Source organism: Pseudomonas sp. WS 5410, from assembly GCF_012985645.1.
Taxonomy (GTDB): Bacteria; Pseudomonadota; Gammaproteobacteria; order Pseudomonadales; family Pseudomonadaceae; genus Aquipseudomonas; species Aquipseudomonas shahriarae.
Genome location: NZ_JAAQWS010000012.1, coordinates 1 through 20,443, shown reverse-complemented (window position 1 = coordinate 20,443; position 20,443 = coordinate 1). Strand labels below are relative to the sequence as shown.

Here is a 20,443-nt window from a genome sequence, read left to right as displayed (position 1 = left end):
TGATGACTGGTAAGTCATCGTCTGTAGCCCGCGCCCTGTCTTGTTCAGCCCCTCTGGGTCCATGGTTTGCGGGGGTTTATTCGCGGATATTTATGATCCAGAGCAGTTTGGTCTGCCCGTCTGCTTGTGTATGCTCCGTCGACGTTTCGGGCTCACCATTATAAGAACACTGCCTATGACTCTCAGCACTGACTTGCCCGGCCCTTCTGTCGCGCCGGAGCAGGTTATCCGCAAGCACTACGCCATGGAGATGGCGGTCGAGCGCACGCGTCTGTTGTACCAGGGGTCGTTGCTGCCCACGTTATTGATGCTGATTAACGGTCTGGTCTGCGCCTGGTTGCTCTGGAGCCCGCAGCGTTATGTGCTGGTCGGCAGTTGGCTGGTGTGGTTGCTGGCCCTGGTGGCGATGCGCGTGATCCAGGTGGCGGCCTTCGACAGCGCCTTGCCCAGCCGACAGGCTCAGCCGGTCTGGCGGCGGATGTTCATGCTCGGTTCGGCGGCCAGTGGCCTGACCCTGGCGAGTGCGGCCATTGCCCTGGTGCCCTTGGATAGCTTCGTGCAGCAGGCCTGGGTCTTTGGCCTGATTGGCGCGGCCACTTTATCGGCCAGCGTGGCCTACGCCGTGAGTTTGCCGGCGTTTTTGTCGTTTGCCTTGCCCTGCCTGGTGCCCACCATCCTCTATCTATTCTGCAGCGGCGAACCGCAACTGCAGGGGTGGAGTTACCTGGGCCTGATCCTGCTGGCATCCCTGAGCCTGGTGGCATGGCAGGTCAACCGCCTGATCCAGCGCGGTCTGCTGCGGCGCTTCCAGAACCAGGCCCTGATCGAGCACTTGCAACAGGCGCGTCAGCGTAGCGAGCAGTTGAATCAGGACCTGGTGCGCGAGGTCGAGCAGCGCCGCCAGATCGAGCAGGAACTGCGCGAGGCCCAGGTCGGCCTGCAACAGCGCGTCGAACAGCGCGGCCAGCAATTGGACGCCGCCAGCCTGGCCCTGAGCAAAAGCGAGGCGCGCCTGGCCATGGCGTTGCAGGCCAGTGAGCTGGGCTTGTGGGACTGGAACCTGCAAACCGATGAAGTCCACCACACCCAACTCAAGGAGTTGTTCGGCCTGGAGCCGGAATACGTCACGGCGATGCTGCGCGACCTCAAGCCACGCCTGCACCCGGACGACTTGCCGCTGCTCAAGTACGCGCTGGTGGAGCACTTGAAAGGGCGCAGCGAGGACTATCAGGTGGAGTACCGCGTACGCCATGGCGACGGGCGCTGGGTGTGGATCGAGGACCGTGGGCGCGCCGTAGAGCGCACGGCCAGCGGGCGCGTGACGCGCATGCTCGGTACCCGGCGCGATATCAGCGCCGGCAAGGCGGTGGAAGAGCAGTTACGGCTGGCGTCCACGGTGTTCGAGGCGGCCAGCGAAGGCATCGTGATCCTGGACCCGGAGTACGTGTTGATTGCGATCAACCAAGCCTTCAGCCGTGTCACCGGCTTTGATATCGACGACATGCTGGGGCGCAATGTCGTGGAGTTGCCGTGCAGCCGCGACGCTCGCCGGCACTTCCCGGTGATTCGCCAGGCCCTGTTGAACCACGGCAGTTGGCAGGGTGAACTGGTAGAGGCGCGCAAGAACGGCGAGCTGTACCCGCAATGGCTGCAATTGAGCGTGGTGCGCGATGTTCGGGGAAATGTCAGTCATATCGTGGGCTTCTTCGCCGATTTGTCCGCCCGCCGCGAGTCCGAGGAGCGCATGCGCTACCTCACCCATTACGACGAACTGACGGGCCTGGCCAACCGCTCGCTGTTCCGCGAGCGCCTTCGTGAGGCCCATCAACGGGTGCGCCAGGGCGGCCGCAGCCTGGCGTTGCTGCATATCAACCTGGACCGCTTCAAGCTGCTCAATGACAGCCTGGGCCACGAAATTGCCGACCAATTGCTGCAAAAAATGGCCAGGCGCCTGATCAATGCCTTGCCGGAAGCCGACACCATTGCGCGACTGTCTGGCGACGAATTCGCGGTGTTGTTCGACGCCTATGGCAGCCTGTCGAGCCTGGCGCGGGTGGCCACCCGACTCTTGGCCAAACTGCGGGTGCCGGTGGCGGTGGAGGGGCATGAGTTGGTGGTCAGCGCTTCAATCGGTGTCAGCCTGTTACCGGATAACGCGCGGGAAATTTCCGCATTGGTCAGCCAGTCAAACATGGCTATGCAACACGCCAAGCATTTGGGCGGCAATAACTTCCAGTTCTATACCGACAGCTTGCAGGCCAGCACCCTTGAGCGTTTGCAGCTGGAAAACCAGTTGCGCAAAGCCATTGATGAGCGCCAGTTGAAGGTGTTCTACCAACCCAAGCTGTGCCTGGCCACCGGCAAGATGAACGCCGCCGAGGCGCTGGTGCGCTGGGACCATCCGCAGTGGGGCAGCGTGCCGCCGGGTGATTTTATCGGGCTGGCGGAAGAGACCGGGTTGATCGTGCCATTGGGCGAGTTTGTGTTGCGCCAGGCCTGCTGGCAGGCCTGTGAATGGCAGCGTCAGGGCCTGGCGCCGATCCGCGTGTCGGTCAACCTGTCGGTGCACCAGTTGCGCCAGGGCAAGTTGGTCAGCCTGGTACGCCAGGTGCTGGACGAAACCGGGTTGGCCCCGCAGTACCTGGAGTTGGAGCTGACTGAAAGTCAGTTGCTCGACAGTGTCGAGCACATCATCGCCACCTTCCAGCAACTGCGCGATCTGGGGGTGAAGCTGGCCATCGACGACTTTGGCACCGGCTATTCGTCCCTCAGTTATCTCAAGCGCATCCCGGTGGATTACGTGAAGATCGACCAGACCTTTATCCGCGGCCTGGGCCAGGGGCGTGAAGACTTGGCGATTACCCGGGCCATCATTGCCATGGCCCATGGGTTGTCGCTCAAGGTGGTGGCCGAGGGTGTGGAAGATCAGCAGCAGCTGGATTTCCTGCGCGCTGAAAACTGCGATGAGGTGCAGGGCTATTTGATCAGCCGGCCGATTGAGGCCGAAGGACTGGCGGATTTGTTACGGAAAAATGCAGATTTTCCTGACGGCTAGCCAGGCGCCATCGGGTGCTACATCGCACTTGCCCGCTGATTCAGGGGGCAGTAGGGCGATTTAGTGATGCATCGAGCGGGCAAATCAGCAATTCTTGTAGTATAACTACAAGCTTGCTACATCCCTGGCGTCTGCCAATAACAAGAGTCCTGCCCTTTGAACCTGTTGCAACATATCGCCCAGTCGCGCCACCTGTTACGCAAATCGGAACTCAAGGTTGCCGATCACGTGCTGCTTGACCCTGCGGCCGTGATGCACAGTTCCATGGCTGACCTTGCCCACAGTGTGGGGATCAGCGAGCCGACCATCGTGCGCTTCTGCCGCGCCATCGGTTGCTCGGGGTTCCAGGACTTGAAGCTGAAACTGGCCCAGAGCCTGGCGGCCGGTGCCAGCTTCGGGCAGTTCGCGATTCATGAAGACGACTCCGTCGCCGACTACAGCCTGAAAATTTTCGACACCACCCTGCACACCCTGATGGAAGTGCGGGAGAAGCTCGACCCGATCGAGCTGCAAAAAGCCGTGACCGCCATGTCCCAGGCCCAGCGCGTGGAGTTCTATGGCTTTGGCGCGTCGGGTGCGGTGGCGGCGGATGCCCAGCACAAGTTCTTCCGTCTGCTGCTGACGGCGGCGGCCTACAGTGACCCGCATATGCAGGCGATGTCGGCGGTGACGTTGAAACCCACCGATGTGGCGATCTGTATTTCCCAGTCGGGCCGCTCCAAGGACTTGCTGATCACCGCCAACCTGGTGCGTGAAAGCGGCGCCTCACTGATCACCTTGTGCCCGAGCCAGACGCCATTGGCGGAGCTGTCCACGGTCAACCTGGCGATTGATGTGCACGAAGACACCGAGATCTACACCCCGCTGACCTCGCGGATTGCCCACCTGGTGGTGATCGACGTGCTGGCGATGGGCGTGGCCATGGCGCGTGGCCCGAGCCTGGTCAACCACCTCAAGAGCGTCAAGCGCAGCTTGCGCAGCCTGCGGCTGTCGCCCAAGTCCGTCAAAGCCCTCGACGACTGACCCAAGGTGGCACTCGGTCAACTGTGAGAGCAGGCAAGCCAGCTCCCACAGATTTGCTCGGTGTTGCACCGGCAAGATTCATCGTCCTGTAACCCGCGTGCCGCCAAACCGTCATCCCCCGCGCCCATCCTGAACTCCCCGTACTCGCATTGGGAGACTCGAAATGGCCCGGCACTACGAAGACAGCACCAGCACCGTCAAAACCCGTCGTCAGCAGGAAGACCAGCGCCGCATGGCGTTCCGTCGTGCAATTGAAGACCGTTGTGACCAGCGTCAACTGCTGCAGAGCATCAGCGACTATCCGGAGCTGCACTGGCAGGCGCCCGCGGCTGCCCAGCGAAGCGTTCAGCCAGCACGCTGATCTGCACCCGCTCGTTGCGGATAAAGCCCAGGAACGCATGGGCCACCGGTGACAGGCGCTTGGCCTTGGCCTGCACCAGGCACCAGCTGCGGTACAGCGGCAGCTCTTCCACCGGCAACTCCTTGAGCCCGCCGGTGGCCAGCTCCAGGTTCAGGGCGTGGCGCGTCAGCAGGGCCACGCCCAACCCCGCCACGACGCACTCGCGCTGTGCCTCGGCCGAGGCCACTTCCACCGTCTGGGTGAAGTGCACGCGCTTTTCCTTGAAGTACTCCTCGCAGGCCAGGCGCGTCCCGGAGCCCGGCTCGCGCAACAGCAAGGTGTAGGGTTCCAGATCCTGCAGGCGCAATGGGCCTTGCAGGTTCAGTGGGTGGTCCGGCGGGGCCACCGCGACAATCGGGTTGTTGAGAAAGGGCAAAAATTCCAGGCCCATGTCCTGCGGCACCATGGACATGATCACCAGGTCGTCACGGTTGTCCGACAGCCTGCGGATCACCTGGGCGCGGTTGACCACCGTGAGGTGCAACTGCACCTCGGGATGCTGGCGCTTGAAGGCGGCGAACAAGTGCGGCACGAAGTATTTGGCACTGGACTCCACCGCCAGCTTCAATTGCCCCTGCAGCGAGCCCTGCATGTCCGAGAGCTGCATATCAAGGTTTTCCAGGCGCCCGAAGATGTCCCGGCTGGCCCGCTGCAGGGCTTCGGCGGCTTCGGTCATGTAGAGCTTTTTGCCCACGTAGTCGAACAACGGCTGGCCGACCAGCTCTTCGAGCTGGCGAATCTGTAGGCTGACGGCGGGTTGCGTAAGGGACATTTCCTCGGCAGCGCGGCTGTAGGAGCGCAAATCGCAGACTTCATTGAAGATTTGCAATTGACGTAATGTCATACGCATCAGTGACTTACGCATAATTCAAAGCGGCTCGCAGGGGGCGGTGGGGTCAACTATAAGTCTTTACTTATACACAACCCAATAATTATTGATTTTTGTTAATCCCTAAGTGCGCATAGTGTGTGTCTGGCGACTGACCTGAAACATTTAGTCACGCGCCGACCTGGTCTAGCAGGTCGAAGAACGCAGCAATCGGCTCAAGGGAATTTCCAAGTGATAACAAAGATCCTGATCGCCAACCGTGGTGAGATTGCCGTCCGCATTGTGCGGGCCTGTGCCGAAATGGGTATTCGTTCGGTGGCGGTCTATTCCGACGCTGACCGGCACGCCTTGCACGTCAAGCGCGCCGATGAGGCCCACAGCATTGGTGCCGAGCCCCTGGCCGGTTACCTGAACCCGCGCAAGCTGGTGAACCTGGCTGTGGAAACCGGCTGCGACGCGTTGCACCCTGGCTACGGCTTCCTCTCGGAAAACGCCGAACTGGCGGACATTTGCGCCGAACGTGGAATCAAATTCATTGGTCCATCGGCCGAAGTCATTCGCCGCATGGGCGACAAGACCGAAGCGCGCCGCAGCATGATCAAGGCCGGCGTGCCGGTGACGCCGGGCACCGAAGGCAACGTCGCCGACATCGCCGAGGCGCTGACCGAAGGTGACCGCATTGGTTACCCGGTGATGCTCAAGGCCACCTCCGGTGGTGGCGGTCGCGGCATTCGTCGCTGCAACAGCCGTGAAGAACTCGAACAAGCCTTCCCCCGCGTCATCTCCGAGGCCACCAAGGCCTTTGGTTCGGCGGAAGTGTTCCTGGAAAAATGCATCGTCAATCCCAAGCACATCGAGGCGCAGATCCTCGGCGACAGCTTTGGCAACGTGGTGCATCTGTTCGAACGTGATTGCTCGATCCAGCGCCGTAACCAGAAGCTCATCGAAATCGCCCCCAGCCCCCAACTGACCCCCGAACAGCGTGCCTACATCGGCGACCTGTCGGTGCGTGCGGCCAAGGCCGTGGGCTATGAGAACGCCGGCACCGTGGAGTTCCTGCTCGCCGAGGGCGAGGTGTACTTCATGGAGATGAACACCCGGGTGCAGGTGGAACACACCATCACCGAAGAAATTACCGGCATTGATATCGTTCGCGAGCAGATCCGCATCGCGTCCGGCCTGCCGCTGTCGGTAAAACAGGAAGATATCCAGCACCGTGGCTTTGCGTTGCAGTTCCGTATCAACGCCGAAGACCCGAAGAACAACTTCCTCCCAAGCTTCGGCAAGATCACCCGTTACTACGCCCCCGGCGGCCCCGGCGTGCGTACCGACACGGCAATCTACACCGGCTACACCATCCCACCGTTCTACGACTCCATGTGCCTGAAACTGGTGGTATGGGCGCTGACCTGGGAAGAAGCCATGGACCGCGGCCTGCGAGCCCTGGACGACATGCGCCTGCAAGGCGTGAAGACCACCGCCGCCTACTATCAGGAAATCCTGCGCAACCCGGAATTCCGCAGCGGCCAGTTCAACACCAGTTTTGTGGAAAGCCATCCTGAGCTGACCAACTACTCGATCAAGCGCAAACCCGAAGAGCTGGCCCTGGCCATCGCCGCCGCCATCGCCGCCCACGCAGGCCTGTGAGGAATATAACAATGAGCAAGAAGATCTTCGTTACCGACACCATCCTGCGCGACGCCCACCAATCGTTGCTGGCCACCCGCATGCGCACCGACGACATGCTGCCGATCTGCGACAAGCTCGACAAAGTCGGCTACTGGTCCCTGGAAGTCTGGGGCGGCGCGACCTTCGACGCTTGCGTACGCTTCTTGAAAGAAGACCCGTGGGAGCGCCTGCGCAAACTGCGCGCCGCGTTGCCCAACACGCGCCTTCAAATGCTGCTGCGTGGGCAGAACCTGCTGGGCTACCGCCATTACAGCGACGACGTGGTCAAAGCCTTCGTGGCAAAGGCAGCGGTAAATGGCATCGACGTGTTCCGTATCTTCGACGCCATGAACGACGTGCGTAACCTGCGCGTGGCCATCGAAGCGGTAAAAGCGGCCGGCAAACACGCCCAGGGCACCATCGCCTACACCACCAGCCCTGTGCACACCATCGAGGCGTTCGTGGCCCAGGCCAAGCAGTTGGAGTCCATGGGGTGCGACTCCATTGCGATCAAGGACATGGCCGGCCTGCTGACCCCGTATGCCACCGGCGAACTGGTCAAGGCGCTGAAGGCCGAGCAGAGCCTGCCGATCTTTATCCACTCCCATGACACCGCCGGTTTGGCCGCGATGTGCCAACTCAAGGCTATCGAAAACGGTGCCGACCATATCGACACCGCCATCTCCAGCTTCGCCTGGGGCACCAGCCACCCGGGTACCGAGTCGATGGTCGCCGCCCTCAAAGGCAGCGAGTTCGACACCGGCCTCGACCTGGAGCTGTTGCAGGAGATCGGTCTGTACTTCTATGCCGTGCGCAAGAAGTACCACCAGTTCGAAAGTGAATTCACCGCCGTCGACACCCGCGTGCAAGTCAACCAGGTGCCGGGCGGGATGATTTCCAACCTGGCCAACCAGCTCAAAGAGCAGGGCGCCCTCAACCGCATGAGCGAAGTGCTGGCAGAGATCCCACGGGTGCGTGAAGACCTCGGCTTCCCGCCGCTGGTCACGCCAACCTCGCAAATCGTCGGCACCCAGGCGTTCTTCAACGTGCTGGCCGGCGAGCGCTACAAGACCATCACCAACGAGGTGAAGCTGTACCTGCAAGGCGGCTACGGCAAGGCACCGGGCACGGTGAACGAGAAGTTGCGTCGCCAGGCCATCGGCAGCGAAGACGTGATCGACGTGCGCCCAGCCGACCTGCTCAAGCCGGAAATGACCAAGCTGCGTGGCGAAATCGGCGCGTTGGCCAAGTCCGAAGAAGACGTGCTGACCTACGCGATGTTCCCGGACATCGGCCGCAAGTTCCTTGAAGAGCGCGACGCCGGCACCCTGGCCCCAGAAGTATTGCTGCCGATCCCGGAAGCCGGCGGCGTGGCCCGTGCCGGCGGTGAAGGTGTGCCGACCGAGTTCGTGATCGACGTGCACGGCGAAAGCTACCGCGTGGATATCACCGGTGTTGGCGTCAAGGCCGAAGGCAAGCGTCACTTCTACCTGTCCATCGACGGCATGCCGGAAGAAGTGGTGTTCGAACCGCTCAACGAATTCGTCGGCGGCGGCACCAGCAAGCGCAAGCAGGCCAGCGAGCCGGGCCATGTGAGCACGGCGATGCCGGGCAATATCGTGGATGTGCTGGTCAAGGAAGGCGACGTGGTCAAGGCCGGCCAGGCTGTGCTGATCACCGAAGCGATGAAGATGGAGACGGAAGTGCAGGCGGCCATCGCCGGCAAAGTCACCGCCGTTCACGTAGCCAAGGGCGACCGGGTCAACCCGGGTGAAATCCTGATCGAAATCGAAGGCTGATCCCCAGCCTTCGAGACTACCGCTTAATCCTCGGGGGGGCATGTGCCCCCTTTTTTTTCGTCTGCAAACCGTGCGAAATCAGAACGTCAGGGTCCATTGGCCCATCACGGCCTGGTTGCTGCTGCGCGCGCCAAAATCGCCGGTGTAGGTCAGGCCCACGCTCTGGGTGGTCGATACGCCCAGCCCCAGCCCGGCTTGCAGGGCCATGCTATTGCGGTCCAGGGCAGTGCCCTCGATGGTGAAATCGCTGTTGAACACCGACCTGTCCACCCAGGCCGAGGACTGGCGCACGCGGTTTCCGACATCGCCATACAGGTGTTTCCAGCGGGCGCTGAAATGGGGTTTGAGGGGCATCTGGTTGTCCAGGGTATAGAGGCTGGTCATGCGCAGGCCGAAGGTGCTGCTCAGGTTCTGCTGGGTCTGCTCGCCGACATTCAGGGCGCTGAGGCCGCCTTTTTCCTTGAAGCGCTCGCGCTGGTAGCGCTGATAACCGATGCCCGCGAACGGTTCGACGGTAAAACTGCCGTGGTCCGCGCGATAGCCCATTTCGCTGAAAACCGTCTGGCTTTGCGCGGTGTACTTGCCCTTGAGTTGTTCGCGATGGTCGATGAAATCAAAATCCACGCTGCGCTTGTTCAACCCGGCGTGATTGCTGTGGATCGCCCCCAGGCGCAAGGCCAGCGGCCCATCCTGGCGCACCGCGTAAGCCCCCAGGTGCCAGCTGTCGAGCGCGGCCTTGAAGCGTTTGGCGCTCAGGTCACTGGTCGTCTTGGCCCCCATCACACCCATGCGCCAAGCGGGGTCCACGGCCCAATCGGCGCCCAGCACCACGCCCTGGTTACGCTGTTGCAAATCGCCACCGCCGTGCTGGCCGTCCAGGCTGCCGGCGTTGCCCAGGCCCTGTAGCCAGACACGACCGTTGGCATCGCCGCTCACGTCGCTCATGGCCGCCAGCAAACTGCTCTGCAGTGGCTTCAGGCTGTTCTGGGTGGCGCTGCCCAGGTTGGCGTTCTGGCTGGCAGCCAGTTGCTCCAGCACCGCGCCGATTCTTCCAGGGGCCAGGTTGCCCATATAGCGGGCGTCATCTGCAATCAGATACTTTTCTCGCGCGCTCAGGTCGCCCTACTCCAGCAACGCATCCACCGCACGGTCCAGCACCTGGGCCACAGCCCGGCCATTGCCGGTGGTGGCGTAGTCAATGAAATAAAGAGGACTGGCCGGTTCAGGTTCGCTGGGCGGCGACCCCATATCCCCGCGTGCAGCGGCCAGTTGAATGCTCAACGCACACAGCGCGAAAGTGATGACAAGGGCGAGTCGTTTGGATGTGCAGGGCATAGGTCCGAACCTCTGAGATGTGAGGCGGGAAATTTAGCGAGGCGCTGGAGGGATAACTGTCAGGGTAAGCGTTTGCGGTTTGCGGGAGAGATCTTCAGTGCCAGGTGAATAAAGGCGTAAGGGTTGTGGCCTGGAGGAATGTGTATTTTTTGGATACACGCGCCTTGTTCATCGAGAGTGTGGAGCGGGGCCAGGCCGAAGGTACCCTGCAGGTCGGCGAAGCCGTGCGCCGGCTGCGCGTGGAGGTCACCGGCTTGCACCAGACCCCGTTCGCCAGGATGTGCAGGATTTCCCTGCGCACCCTGGTGCATATCGAGCACGGCGAGGGCAATCAGACGCTCAAGTCGTTGAACGCGGTGTTCCGGCCGTTCGGCTTGCAGATGGGCGTGGTCAAGGTTCGGCGTCCGTTGAGCTGAACGTCAGCCCCGGCATTCAGTCAGGGTTTTCGCCTGTCCATCGGCCGTCTGGTTAGCCTCGCCAAGCCAGGCCTCAAACCCGGCGCCGACCTTCGGCCATTCTCCATCGAGGATCGAGTACCACGCCGTGTCGCGGTTCTGCCCCTTGACCACCATATGCTGGCGGAACACCCCTTCAAAACTGAACCCCAGGCGCTCGGCTGCGTATTTGGAGCGGGCGTTACCGTTGTTGCACTTCCATTCCAGGCGCCGGTAGCCCAGTTCAAACGCGTGCCGGGCCAGCAGATACACGGCCTCGGTGCTTTTCGGTGAGCGCTGCATTGGGGCGCCGAAGGTGACGTGGCCGATTTCGATGCGGCCCTGGGCCGGGACGATCGACATCAGGCTGAGGATGCCCTGCACGTCGCCGCTGGCGCGGTCGATCACGCTGAAAAAGTACGGATCGCTATTGGCCGCATGGTTGTTCAGCCACGCATCAAAAACGGCGCGCTCGGTAAACGGGCCGTAGGGCAAATAGTCCCACAGCTTGGGGTCGGCACCGGGGCCCTGGAGGGCTTGCCACAGGCTATCGGTGTGGCGGGCCGGGTCGAGTTTTTCCAGGCGGATAAAGCGCCCTTCGATCAGTTGGGCGGTGGGCGCCGGGGCGCCTTTCCAGTCTGCGAGTGAGGTCGACATGCTGTGCTCCTTAAAGGCCTTTGCGAAACTGGATAAAGCCGGGACGTTCGGCGATGCGTTCGTATAACGCAATCGCAGTGGCATTGGTCTCATGGGTCAACCAGTGGACCTTGCAGCACCCCTCGGCCTTGGCGGTGGTGTAGACGAATTCGATCAATTTGCGACCAACTCCGGCACCGCGCTGGGCGGCGTCCACGAACAGGTCTTGCAAGTAACAGGAGCTTTCGATGCTCCAGTTGGAGCGGTGATAGATGAAGTTGACCATACCCACCGCCTTGCCGTCCTGCCAGGCCAGGGCCGAATGGGTCGGCTCGTTGCGGTCGAGCAGGCGTTGCCAGGTGCTGGTGCTGACGGCGTCCGGCAACTGCGTGTCGTAGAAGCGCAGGTAGGCCTGCCACAGTGGCAACCAGGCAGCGTGGTCGGCGGCTTGCACCCGGCGGATGTCGATCTGGCTCATGAAGGCTCCTTGGGAATGAATCGGGCGAGGGTTTGGTCACGCACGTCAAAGCTTGCGGCCAGCCCTTCGCGTACGCCGGCGATATCCGCCGCACTGCGGTTCTGGCTGAGCTTGCGCTTGCCTTGCAGGCGCTGGATCGGCAGGGCGAACCCGACGATGGCTTTGAGCATGCCGTCGATGTAGTCCACCGGAGCATCGCTGACTTTCCACGGTTGGGCGCGCCCGTTTTCGTGGCGGTCGGTCAGGGCGCTGACCAGTGTGAGCAGGCGCTCGGCATCGGTGAACACCTCGGCCTGGCCATAGGCGTGGACCGCCAGGTAATTCCAGGTGGGCACCACTTTGCCGTGTTCGGCTTTGGCCGGATAAAACCCTGGGCTGACATAGGCCTCGGCACCGGCAAAAATCACCAGGGCCTCGCTGCCGTTCTGCAGGTCTTGCCACTGGCGATTGGCCTTGGCCAGATGGCCGTAGAGGGTGCCATTGGGTCCTTCATCAGGGTTGAGCAGCAGCGGCAAATGGCTGGCCTGCAGGCCGTGCTCGCCAAAGGTCACCAACTGCGCCAGGCGCGTGTGCCGGATCAGTTGCTGCAGTTCGGGCAAATCGTCGAGGGCAAAGGCGCGAGGCGTGTACATAAATATTTTCCTTGGCGAATGCCTGCATCCTAGGCAGGCTAATGGTCTGTTGTAAGAGCCATCTAAGGCCAATTTCATAGGTCCAATATGTCGCCCATGTCATTCAACCCTGCGGGTATTGAACTGGATCGCCGTCAGGGCCTGACACGCCAGCTGTACGAGGCCCTGCGCCAGCGGGTGCTGGATGGGCGGCTGGCCAGTGGGACCCGGCTGCCAGCCAGCCGGGATCTGGCGGCGGCGTTGTCGATTTCCCGCAACAGTGTGGTGCGGGCCTACGATCAGTTGTATGCCGAAGGCTTTATCGAAGGCCGCGTGGGCGATGGGACCTATGTGGCGCAATTGCCCACCACCGACCCGGGCACAAAAAAATTATCCACAAAAGTGTCCACAGGGTTATCAACAGGCTTATCCCCAGCCTTATCCACAAAACCCGCAAATATAACTGGGAATTTATCCAGTGAAGTTATCCACAGTCCCGCTCTGGGTCGTCTGGAAAACAACCATTTACCGCTGCCACCCAGTGGCCCTCTACGGGCTTTTCGTGTCGGTGTACCGGCCTTCGATCTGTTCCCGTTTGACGTCTGGGCCAAGCTGAATGCGGCTTTTTGGCGCAAGCCTGACCTGCAACAACTGTGTTACGGCAACCCGGCCGGGGATGAGCGATTGCGTGGGCTGATCGCGGCTTACTTGCGCAGCTCGCGAGGCATGCAATGCACCGCTGAGCAAATTGTGATCACCAGCGGCGCGCAACAGGCAATCAGCCTTTGTGCACAGCTACTGGTGGGCCCTGGGGATAGCGTGGCAATTGAAAATCCCGGCTACCGGGCGGCAGGGCATGCGTTTGCCAATGCCGGGGCAAAACTCCAGGGCGTGGAGGTGGACGCAGAGGGCATCGACTGCACGGCATTGAACGCGCTCAACGACTGCCGCCTGGCCTATGTCACGCCTTCCCACCAGTACCCGACGGGGGTGGTCATGAGCCTGGCCCGGCGCCTGGAGTTGCTGGCCTGGGCCGAGCGCACGGGCGGCTGGATCATCGAGGATGACTACGACGGTGAGTACCGTTACAGCGGCGCGCCCCTGGCACCGCTGGCGGCCCTGGATCGCAGTGATCGGGTGCTCTATGTGGGGACTTTCGGCAAAGTCGCGTTCCCGGCGTTGCGCCTGGGTTATCTGGTGTTGCCGCCGGGCTTGGTGAGCGCCTTCACCCAGCGGCGCGCCGTGGACGTGCGGCATTCGGAGGTCAGCACCCAGGCGGTGATGGCCGAGTTCATGGCAGCGGGGCACTTCCAGCGGCACATCCGGCGCATGCGCCGCGCCGCCTTGAGTCGTCGCAATGTCTTGCTGGCCGGTTGGCCCGACGACGTGCCTGGCGTGGGTAGCCTGCCCGGTGTCGCGGCAGGCTTGCACCTCACGGTACGGGTGCAAAGCCTGGCCCGTGAGGCGCAGTTAGTCGCCCAGGCCCTGGCAGCGGATGTAGAAATCAACGCCCTGAGCAGCTATTGGCTGCCCGACACCCACTCGGCACCGGCCCAGCGCGCCGGCCTGGTGCTGGGGTTTGCCGCCGTGCCCGAAGCGGCTATCGCCCAGGCCCTGGCGCGGCTGCGCAAGGCCTGGCGGGTGGGATGATCTGGGCGCGCGATCGCTTTCGGTGAGGTGGCGCCGGGGCCGGAGAGGGTGCTCCCCGGCCATGATTGCTCAGGTCCCGGACTTGATCTTGGTCCAGGCGCGGGTCCTGGCGCGCTCGGCGTCACGGGCCAGCGGCTTGAGGGTGTAGAGCGTGGCCATCGCCGCCTCGGTCGGGTACAGGTTAGGGTTGTTGCGGATCGCCGGGTCCACCAGCCCGGTCGCGTCCTTGTTCGGGTTGGGATAGCCGACAAAGTCGCTGATGGGCGCAATGACCTGGGGTTGCAGCAGGTAATTGATAAAGGTGTAGGCGTCCTGCGGGTTTTTCGCGCCCTTGGGAATGGCCAGCATATCGAACCAGATCGGCGCGCCCTCTTTGGGCAGGCGCATGTCGACAATCACCCCGTTCTTGGCTTCCCTGGCGCGGTTGGCCGCCTGGGAGAAACTGCCGGAGTAGCCGACGGCCACGCAAATGTCACCGTTGGCGATATCGGCCATGTACTTGGAAGAGTGGAAGTAGGTGATGGAGGGGCGGATCTTCATCAGCAACGCTTCGGCTTTTACATAGTCCTTGGGGTTGCTGCTGTTGGGGTCCAGGCCCAGGTGCTGCAAGGCCAGGGGCAGGATTTCCGATGGCGAATCCAGCAGCGCGACCCCGCACTGCTTGAGCTTGCTGATGTTCTCGGGCTTGAAGATCAAGTCCCAGCTGTCCACCGGCGCGTCGGCCCCCAGCACGGCCTTGACCTTGTCCGGGTTAAAGCCAATCAGGATGGTGCCGTACATATAGGGCACGGCGAATTTATTGCCCGGGTCGTTGGCTTCAATCAACTGCATCAGCTTGGGATCGAGGTGGTTCCAGTTCGGCAACTGGCTGCGGTCCAGGGGTTGGAACACCCCGGCCTCGACCTGCTTGGCCAGGAACACGTTGGACGGCACTACCACGTCGTAGCCGGAGTTGCCGGTCAGCAGCTTGGCCTCCAGGGCCTCGTTGGTGTCGAAGATGTCGTAGATCAGTTTGATCGCCGGGTTCTGGGCCTTGAAGTCGTCCAGGGCCTTGGGGGTGATGTAGTCGAACCAGTTATAGACCCGCAGGGTTTTTTCTTCGGCGTGGGCGGCGGTGCTCAGCACGGCGGCACAGAGCACAAGCGACTTGAGCATGTTCATTGGGCAGCCCCCTCAAAACCTTCGAGAACGTTGACGGCATTGATGCCGATTTCTTCCACCGCATAGCCGCCTTCCATCACAAACAGCGTCGGCTTGCCCAGGCGAGCGATACGCGCACCCATGGCCAGGTAGTCCGGGCTGTCGAGCTTGAACTGCGAGATGGGGTCGTCCTTGAATGTGTCGACGCCCAGGGACACGACGATGATGTCCGCGCCATAGCCTTCGATTGCCTGGCAGGCCTGCTCCAGTGCGGCGCTCCAGGTGTCCCAGGCGGAACCGGCCGGCAGTGGGTAGTTGAAGTTGAAGCCTTCACCGGCACCGTCGCCCAGCTCATCGGCGTAGCCGAGGAAAAACGGAAACTCTGCCTCCGGATGCCCGTGGATCGAAGTGAACAGCACGTCACTGCGCTCATAGAAAATCGACTGGGTGCCGTTGCCGTGGTGGTAATCGACATCGAGGATCGCGACCTTTTTGTGGCCCTGATCGAGAAAGGCCTGGGCGGCGATGGCGGCGTTGTTGAGGTAGCAATAACCGCCCATCAAGTCACTGGCGGCATGATGCCCCGGCGGGCGGCACAGGGCGAAGGCACTGTGGGCACCGTTTTGGATCGCGTGTTGTGCGGTCAGCGCGACCTGCGCTGCGCTGTAGGCGGCTTGCCAGGTGCCGGCGGTGATCGGCGCACCGCCATCGAAGCTGTAATAGCCCAGTTGACCATGCAGGCTGGTGGGTAATACGCGGCGCAGGGTGCGGGCGGGCCAGGTGTAGGGCAGCAGGTCACCGTCCTGGCCGAAGGCCGTCCAGCGTTGCCAGGCCCCTTTGAAAAACTCCAGGTAGTCGCGGCTGTGAATACGTTGCAGCGGCGCCAGGCCAAAGTCCTGCGGCGCTTGCACCGGGCCCAGTTCACGGTCCTTGACCCGTTGCAGCACATGGTCGGCGCGCGAAGGCATTTCGAAGCAGGGCATCAACTGGCCGTCCATCAATTCGCAACGGCCATGGTGCAGGTGGTGATCGTCCGAGTAGATCGTCAGCATTTTTATTGTTCTCCGCAGGCAGGTTGGGATGCCTTGCAGTGTTGCGGTGTACGCAGGTTTGGAGAACGGCAGGAGCGGCCAAAAGGGGATAAATATGGCCAAATTATCTGTCCGAAATTCGCCCCTACATGGGGCGTCATGCTCGAAATTGACTCGGTGCTACACCGCTCCAGCGAACAAAGGCATGCCGGAAGCTCGCGGTCTCACTGAAACCCAACTGCTCGGCGATGCGGTAGATCGGCCACTGGTCTTGCGCCAACAGTTGCTTGGCGCGCTCAAAGCGCAGTTCGTCCAGCAGTTCCTGGTAGCTGCAGCCCAGGTCATGCAGGTGCCGGCGCAGGGTGCGGGGTGAACAGTTCATCTGCTGGGCCAGGCCATCCAGCCCGGGGGCGGCGTGCAGTTGCGCCGCGAGCAACTGGCGCACCCGCCCCAGCCAGGCCTCGCGCCCGGTGAATTCGGTGTTCTGTTTGCGGCAGCGCTCGGCCATTGCCCGGTGGGTCACCGTGTCGGCCAGGGGCAACGGTTGGGCGAGCCAGCGTTGGTCAAAGGCGAACGCATTGGCAGTGGCCTGGAATTGCAGCGGGCAGTCGAAACACTCGGCGTAGCGCGCCTGATAATCCGGCGCGGCATGCTCAAAGCGCGCACCCAGCAGCGGCAGCGGGTGGCCGAGCAAGTCGTCACAGATTACCTTCAGCGATCCCAGGCACAGCTCCACATTGAAGGCGGTCAGTGCCGGGCTCTCGCGGTAATCGCTGGCGGTGAACCAGATACGCTCACCGTCTTGCTCCAGGCTCAGCTCGAACAGTGTTCCCAACAGCGCCGGATAACGCAGGGCCAGGCGTAAAGCGTCACCGAAAGTGGCACTGGTGAGCAGCGCATAGCCGAGCATGCCGTAGGCCGATACGTGCATCCGTCGCCCCACGATCAGCCCGATATCACGCTGCAAGGCCACGGCATTGGCGCACACCTGCATTTCCTGGTGCGTGGCGATGCGTGTGTCGGCGCGGCTCAAGTCCGCCGCACAGATGCCACTGCCGGCCAGCAGCGCTTCGGCGGGCAAGCCTTCGGCCTTGAAGGTGCTGAGCACCAGGGAAACGGCATTGAGGGTGGTGAGGTGGGAGTGCAGCATGGGAACTTCCAGCCAGGGGATGGCTGGAAGTGGAGCAAGTTATATGCCGCTCAGCTCAGTTCGCCGCACAGGTCCAGTTCGACCAGGCGCCGTACTGCGTCGTTGGACAGCCCGGCGCCGAGCAGGGCTTGCAGCTTGCCGAACACAGCTTCGCGGGTCATGCCGCCACCGGACAACACGCCGACCCCACGCAAGCGGCTGCCCGCTTCATACACGTCCAGTTCCACGCCACCTTCATGGCATTGGGTGATTGCGACCACCACCACGTCCCGATCCAGCGCGCGCTGCAGGCTGGCAAGGAACGCCGGGTTATCGCTGGGCCCGGTGCCGCTGCCAAAGCATTCGAGCACCAGCGCCTGGATGCCGCTGGCGACCAGGGCGTCCAGTTGCCCGGCATCAATGCCCGGCACCAGCGGCAACACACCGACATTGGCCAGGGCCTTGGGCTGGCGGTAGTCCAGGGCGGCGGGCAGGGCCTGGGCCTTGGCCACGCCACCGTTGCGATGCAGTGCAGCAAAGGGATGACGGCCAAAACTGCGGATTTTCGCGCAGCGGGTCGGCGCCATCAGTGCGCCGTGGAAGTACAGGTGCACGCCGGGCGCGAGGCCTTCGCCCAACGCTGCCAGGGCGCCGCTGACGTTTTCCCAGGCATCGCTGTCAGGCACGCCGGCCGGCAGCATTGAACCGGTGAACACCACGGGCGCCGGTAGGCCCAGCAGTTGGAAACTCATGGCTGCCGCGCTGTAGGCCAGGGTGTCGGTGCCATGCAAAATCAGCACGCCATCGCAGCCCTCGTCCACAGCCTCGACCACGGCGCTGCGCAGGCGCTGCCAGTAGGCGGGCGTCATATTGGCGCTGTCGATCAGCGGCGACATTTCCCGAAAGCGCCAGGCTGGCGCTGGCAGGTGGGCAAGCTGTTCGCGCATGCGCGCTTCAAAGCCCGAAGCGGGCGCCAGGCCGTTGGCGCTGGCCTGCATACCGATGGTGCCGCCGGTGTAGAGCACCATGATGGTGTTAGCTTTGGACATCGAAGAATCTCCTGAACGAAAAACGCCGCCGGGCCCAGAGCATGCCCAAGGCCGGGCGGCGTGTCATCTATCTAGGCTCAGCGTTGCACTTGGGCGTTCAGTTCAGCAGTCGCTTGAGCCGTTGGCTCCGGCTGCACCGGGTTGGCCGGCCAGGCCTTGCGGTCCAGGTCCAGGTCAGGGAACTGGCTGGAATCGAACACCGGGGTCTTGATGCCCGCCGCGCGCTGGCTGTCGTAGTCGTTGAGGATGCGCATGGCGATCTTGAACAGGAACGCCAGGGCGAACAGGTTGACGAACGCCAGCATGGTCATGGTGATGTCGGCGAAGGCGAACACGGTGCTCAGGTTCTCGATCGAACCCCAGAAGATCAGCACCAGCACCAGCGCGCGATAACCGATCAGCACCTTGCGGTTGTTGCCCACCAAAAAGCGCAGGTTGCTCTCGCCCAGGTAGTAGTTGTACATGATCGAGGTGAACACGAACAACGCCAGGGCCACCGAGATAAACATCCGGCCCCAGTCACCGACCACCGCCGCCAGGGAGTTCTGGGTCAGGGCAATGCCGTCGCCTTCAAAGCCTGGGGTGTAGAAGCCCGAGAGCAGGATCAGCAGGGCGGTGCAGGTACAGATGATGAAGGTGTCGAGGAACACGCTGAACGCTTGCACCACACCTTGGGCGACCGGGTGTTCCACCGAGGCCACGGCTGCCACGTTGGGCGCGCTGCCCAGGCCCGCTTCGTTGGCAAACACGCCGCGCTTCACACCCATGATGATCGCGCTGCCCACCAGGCCGCCGAAGGCCTGGTCCAGGCCAAAGGCGCTCCTGACGATGGTCGCGAGCATGGCCGGCACCTGGTCGAATTGCAGCACGATCACGTAGACCGTCACGGCGATATAGATCAGGGTCTTGACCGGCACCAGCAGGTCGGCAATCGAGGCAATGCGCTTGATCCCGCCGATAAACACCAGGCCCAGCAACACCGCCAGCGCCAGGCCGGTGTAGGTGGTGTCGAAGCCAAAGGCGTTGTTCAGCGAGTGGGTCACGGCATGGGCTTGCAGGCCATTGAAGGCGAACCCGAAGGTCACCAGCAGCAGAAACGCCATGACCATCCCCAGCCAGCGTTTTTGCAGGCCGTGCTGGATGTAATAGGCCGGGCCGCCACGGTAGGTGCCTTCGGCGTCGGTACGTTTGTAGAGCTGGCCCAGGGAGCACTCGATAAAGCTCGAAGACATGCCCACCAGCGCGGTGACCCACATCCAGAACACTGCGCCCGGGCCGCCCAGGGTCACGGCAATGCCGACCCCGGCGATGTTACCGGCACCCACTCGTCCGGCCAGGCTGAGCATCAGCGCCTGGAACGAGCTGAGTTGGCCGGCACTGCTTTTCAGGCTGTCGCGAAACACCGCGAACATATGAAAGAAGTGACGAAACTGAACGAAACGCGAGCGGATCGTGAAGTAACCACCGAGCCCGACAATGAGCACGATCAGTACTTTTCCTGAGAGGAAGTCGTTGATGACTTCTAGCATGGAGTATTCCTCGCTGTTTTCTGTAAAGGCAAAAGCCGGACGGCTCGACTCCACACCATTTCGCAGACAGCACGATAGGTGGGGCGAGGGCTCGTCCCGGTTCCATGTCGCGGGTTGTTATTAGTTCGGCGTTCGCATGCGGCTGACGATCGTGCATGCGAAGAGGGGCGGCACTATACCTAGGTGTGCGCCAGCCGTCTGCAAGCAGCGCAATTGAGCGAGGAATGGTCGAGTGTCACACTGACCTAATGTGGGAGCTGTTGAGCTTTGGTGAGGCTGCGATGGGCATGAGTCTTTACACAACTCTTTTCTCTGGTGCTTCTTGGGTTTGTGTACATATCCGTTGCTGCGGTCACGGCCACTTAGGGTTCCGCCCTTACGGCGGGTCACTTTTGGAAAAGAGCCCCAAAAGTAACCAAAAGGGCTCTTGCCCCACCACTCGGCACCTCGCCTAGGCTCGGTGTGCCCGTCATCCGACATTGATTTGGGGGGCCGCCGCGATGGGCCATCCATGGCCCAGCGCGGCTAACCCGGCGTCCTGCCGGGTTACCCCCCAAATCAATATCGGATGACGGCCAGCGTGGTTTAACGGGGCGCCTCAGATCAAAAGCAAAGCGAGGCGGCCTGACAGCCGACCTGATCTTCGA

The 20,443-nt window shown here is 62.2% G+C and carries 18 protein-coding genes; 7 read left to right on the top strand and 11 right to left on the bottom strand.

All coding sequences use genetic code 11. From position 1 onward, the window contains the following. Nucleotides 1–175: 175 nt before the first annotated feature. The 3 genes from HBO24_RS17780 to HBO24_RS29615 all read left to right on the top strand — a co-directional run bounded on the left by HBO24_RS17780 (nucleotide 176) and on the right by HBO24_RS29615 (nucleotide 4,439). Nucleotides 176–3,055, top strand: coding sequence for a GGDEF domain-containing phosphodiesterase (locus HBO24_RS17780; protein ID WP_057961207.1), 2,880 nt, complete (start codon nucleotides 176–178; stop codon nucleotides 3,053–3,055). A 156-nt stretch (nucleotides 3,056–3,211) separates the two neighbouring features. Further along, nucleotides 3,212–4,078 (top strand): transcriptional regulator HexR, encoded by an 867-nt coding sequence (gene hexR, locus HBO24_RS17775; protein WP_029290040.1) that lies wholly within the window; start codon nucleotides 3,212–3,214, stop codon nucleotides 4,076–4,078. A gap of 163 nt (nucleotides 4,079–4,241) precedes the next feature. Continuing rightward, on the top strand, nucleotides 4,242–4,439 hold the full coding sequence (locus tag HBO24_RS29615; RefSeq protein WP_057444237.1) for a hypothetical protein: 198 nt from the start codon (nucleotides 4,242–4,244) through the stop codon (nucleotides 4,437–4,439). Here HBO24_RS29615 and HBO24_RS17770 read toward each other — a convergent pair. Continuing rightward, a complete protein-coding gene (locus HBO24_RS17770) occupies nucleotides 4,369–5,343 on the bottom strand; it encodes a LysR family transcriptional regulator (protein ID WP_057440568.1) in 975 nt (324 codons plus the stop codon). The two genes, HBO24_RS29615 and HBO24_RS17770, sit on opposite strands and share 71 nt — an antisense overlap. 195 nt (nucleotides 5,344–5,538) lie before the next feature. Between HBO24_RS17770 and HBO24_RS17765 the strand changes: the two genes are divergently transcribed. Continuing rightward, the gene (locus HBO24_RS17765; protein WP_029290035.1) at nucleotides 5,539–6,954 is read left to right on the top strand and encodes an acetyl-CoA carboxylase biotin carboxylase subunit; all 1,416 of its coding nucleotides are present in this window, start codon (nucleotides 5,539–5,541) and stop codon (nucleotides 6,952–6,954) included. 11 nt (nucleotides 6,955–6,965) lie between these two features. Further along, nucleotides 6,966–8,774 carry a sodium-extruding oxaloacetate decarboxylase subunit alpha gene (gene oadA / locus HBO24_RS17760; RefSeq protein WP_115129316.1) on the top strand — a complete coding sequence of 603 codons (1,809 nt, stop codon included), beginning with the start codon at nucleotides 6,966–6,968 and terminating at the stop codon, nucleotides 8,772–8,774. A 78-nt stretch (nucleotides 8,775–8,852) separates the two neighbouring features. On the opposite strand, the gene HBO24_RS17755 is transcribed toward oadA, so the two are convergent. Then, nucleotides 8,853–9,845, bottom strand: a complete 993-nt coding sequence (locus HBO24_RS17755; RefSeq protein WP_315973198.1) for an autotransporter outer membrane beta-barrel domain-containing protein — start codon at nucleotides 9,843–9,845, stop codon at nucleotides 8,853–8,855. Nucleotides 9,846–9,896: 51 nt separating this feature from the next. Continuing rightward, nucleotides 9,897–10,109 (bottom strand): hypothetical protein, encoded by a 213-nt coding sequence (locus tag HBO24_RS29840; RefSeq protein ID WP_315973199.1) that lies wholly within the window; start codon nucleotides 10,107–10,109, stop codon nucleotides 9,897–9,899. A 149-nt stretch (nucleotides 10,110–10,258) separates the two neighbouring features. Here HBO24_RS29840 and HBO24_RS17750 point away from each other — a divergent pair, with 149 nt between their 5' ends. Next, complete coding sequence (locus HBO24_RS17750; RefSeq protein ID WP_057440636.1) at nucleotides 10,259–10,525, top strand: DNA-binding protein; 267 nt, start codon at nucleotides 10,259–10,261, stop codon at nucleotides 10,523–10,525. 3 nt (nucleotides 10,526–10,528) lie between these two features. Here HBO24_RS17750 and HBO24_RS17745 read toward each other — a convergent pair whose 3' ends face one another. Genes HBO24_RS17745 through HBO24_RS17735 form a run of 3 tightly spaced genes read right to left on the bottom strand, consistent with a single transcriptional unit; the run spans nucleotide 10,529 to nucleotide 12,289 of the window. After that, nucleotides 10,529–11,200 carry a GNAT family protein gene (locus HBO24_RS17745; RefSeq protein ID WP_057440566.1) on the bottom strand — a complete coding sequence of 224 codons (672 nt, stop codon included), beginning with the start codon at nucleotides 11,198–11,200 and terminating at the stop codon, nucleotides 10,529–10,531. Between the two features lie 10 nt (nucleotides 11,201–11,210). Continuing rightward, complete coding sequence (locus HBO24_RS17740; protein ID WP_057440565.1) at nucleotides 11,211–11,657, bottom strand: GNAT family N-acetyltransferase; 447 nt, start codon at nucleotides 11,655–11,657, stop codon at nucleotides 11,211–11,213. Next, on the bottom strand, nucleotides 11,654–12,289 hold the full coding sequence (locus HBO24_RS17735; RefSeq protein ID WP_057440564.1) for an FMN-binding negative transcriptional regulator: 636 nt from the start codon (nucleotides 12,287–12,289) through the stop codon (nucleotides 11,654–11,656). Before HBO24_RS17735 ends, HBO24_RS17740 begins: the two co-directional genes overlap by 4 nt. An 87-nt stretch (nucleotides 12,290–12,376) precedes the next feature. Between HBO24_RS17735 and HBO24_RS17730 the strand changes: the two genes are divergently transcribed. Next, nucleotides 12,377–13,918, top strand: a complete 1,542-nt coding sequence (locus HBO24_RS17730) for a PLP-dependent aminotransferase family protein (RefSeq protein ID WP_170060056.1) — start codon at nucleotides 12,377–12,379, stop codon at nucleotides 13,916–13,918. A gap of 69 nt (nucleotides 13,919–13,987) precedes the next feature. Here HBO24_RS17730 and HBO24_RS17725 read toward each other — a convergent pair whose 3' ends face one another. The 5 genes from HBO24_RS17725 to HBO24_RS17705 all read right to left on the bottom strand — a co-directional run bounded on the left by HBO24_RS17725 (nucleotide 13,988) and on the right by HBO24_RS17705 (nucleotide 19,796). Further along, nucleotides 13,988–15,079, bottom strand: a complete 1,092-nt coding sequence (locus HBO24_RS17725; RefSeq protein ID WP_057440563.1) for a polyamine ABC transporter substrate-binding protein — start codon at nucleotides 15,077–15,079, stop codon at nucleotides 13,988–13,990. Continuing rightward, nucleotides 15,076–16,110 carry a histone deacetylase family protein gene (locus HBO24_RS17720; RefSeq protein WP_057440562.1) on the bottom strand — a complete coding sequence of 345 codons (1,035 nt, stop codon included), beginning with the start codon at nucleotides 16,108–16,110 and terminating at the stop codon, nucleotides 15,076–15,078. Before HBO24_RS17720 ends, HBO24_RS17725 begins: the two co-directional genes overlap by 4 nt. 136 nt (nucleotides 16,111–16,246) lie before the next feature. Beyond that, the gene (locus tag HBO24_RS17715; protein ID WP_057440561.1) at nucleotides 16,247–17,239 is read right to left on the bottom strand and encodes an AraC family transcriptional regulator; all 993 of its coding nucleotides are present in this window, start codon (nucleotides 17,237–17,239) and stop codon (nucleotides 16,247–16,249) included. Nucleotides 17,240–17,289: 50 nt separating this feature from the next. Next, entirely contained in the window at nucleotides 17,290–18,267 is a 978-nt protein-coding gene (locus HBO24_RS17710) for an asparaginase (protein ID WP_170060055.1), read from the bottom strand. A gap of 77 nt (nucleotides 18,268–18,344) precedes the next feature. After that, nucleotides 18,345–19,796 carry an alanine/glycine:cation symporter family protein gene (locus HBO24_RS17705; RefSeq protein ID WP_170060054.1) on the bottom strand — a complete coding sequence of 484 codons (1,452 nt, stop codon included), beginning with the start codon at nucleotides 19,794–19,796 and terminating at the stop codon, nucleotides 18,345–18,347. Nucleotides 19,797–20,443: the final 647 nt, after the last annotated feature.

What these genes read in the sequence shown, in the direction of transcription:
- HBO24_RS17745 (WP_057440566.1), bottom strand. Translation starts at nt 11,200, where the DNA reads ATGTCGACCTCACTCGCAGACTGGAAAGGCGCCCCGGCGCCCACCGCC.
- HBO24_RS17710 (WP_170060055.1), bottom strand. Translation starts at nt 18,267, where the DNA reads ATGTCCAAAGCTAACACCATCATGGTGCTCTACACCGGCGGCACCATC.
- HBO24_RS17770 (WP_057440568.1), bottom strand. Translation starts at nt 5,343, where the DNA reads ATGCGTAAGTCACTGATGCGTATGACATTACGTCAATTGCAAATCTTC.
- HBO24_RS17730 (WP_170060056.1), top strand. Translation starts at nt 12,377, where the DNA reads ATGTCGCCCATGTCATTCAACCCTGCGGGTATTGAACTGGATCGCCGT.
- HBO24_RS17715 (WP_057440561.1), bottom strand. Translation starts at nt 17,239, where the DNA reads ATGCTGCACTCCCACCTCACCACCCTCAATGCCGTTTCCCTGGTGCTC.
- HBO24_RS29615 (WP_057444237.1), top strand. Translation starts at nt 4,242, where the DNA reads ATGGCCCGGCACTACGAAGACAGCACCAGCACCGTCAAAACCCGTCGT.
- HBO24_RS17755 (WP_315973198.1), bottom strand. Translation starts at nt 9,845, where the DNA reads ATGGGCAACCTGGCCCCTGGAAGAATCGGCGCGGTGCTGGAGCAACTG.
- HBO24_RS17740 (WP_057440565.1), bottom strand. Translation starts at nt 11,657, where the DNA reads ATGAGCCAGATCGACATCCGCCGGGTGCAAGCCGCCGACCACGCTGCC.
- HBO24_RS17725 (WP_057440563.1), bottom strand. Translation starts at nt 15,079, where the DNA reads ATGAACATGCTCAAGTCGCTTGTGCTCTGTGCCGCCGTGCTGAGCACC.
- HBO24_RS17705 (WP_170060054.1), bottom strand. Translation starts at nt 19,796, where the DNA reads ATGCTAGAAGTCATCAACGACTTCCTCTCAGGAAAAGTACTGATCGTG.
- HBO24_RS17780 (WP_057961207.1), top strand. Translation starts at nt 176, where the DNA reads ATGACTCTCAGCACTGACTTGCCCGGCCCTTCTGTCGCGCCGGAGCAG.
- HBO24_RS17735 (WP_057440564.1), bottom strand. Translation starts at nt 12,289, where the DNA reads ATGTACACGCCTCGCGCCTTTGCCCTCGACGATTTGCCCGAACTGCAG.
- HBO24_RS17720 (WP_057440562.1), bottom strand. Translation starts at nt 16,110, where the DNA reads ATGCTGACGATCTACTCGGACGATCACCACCTGCACCATGGCCGTTGC.
- oadA (WP_115129316.1), top strand. Translation starts at nt 6,966, where the DNA reads ATGAGCAAGAAGATCTTCGTTACCGACACCATCCTGCGCGACGCCCAC.
- HBO24_RS29840 (WP_315973199.1), bottom strand. Translation starts at nt 10,109, where the DNA reads ATGCCCTGCACATCCAAACGACTCGCCCTTGTCATCACTTTCGCGCTG.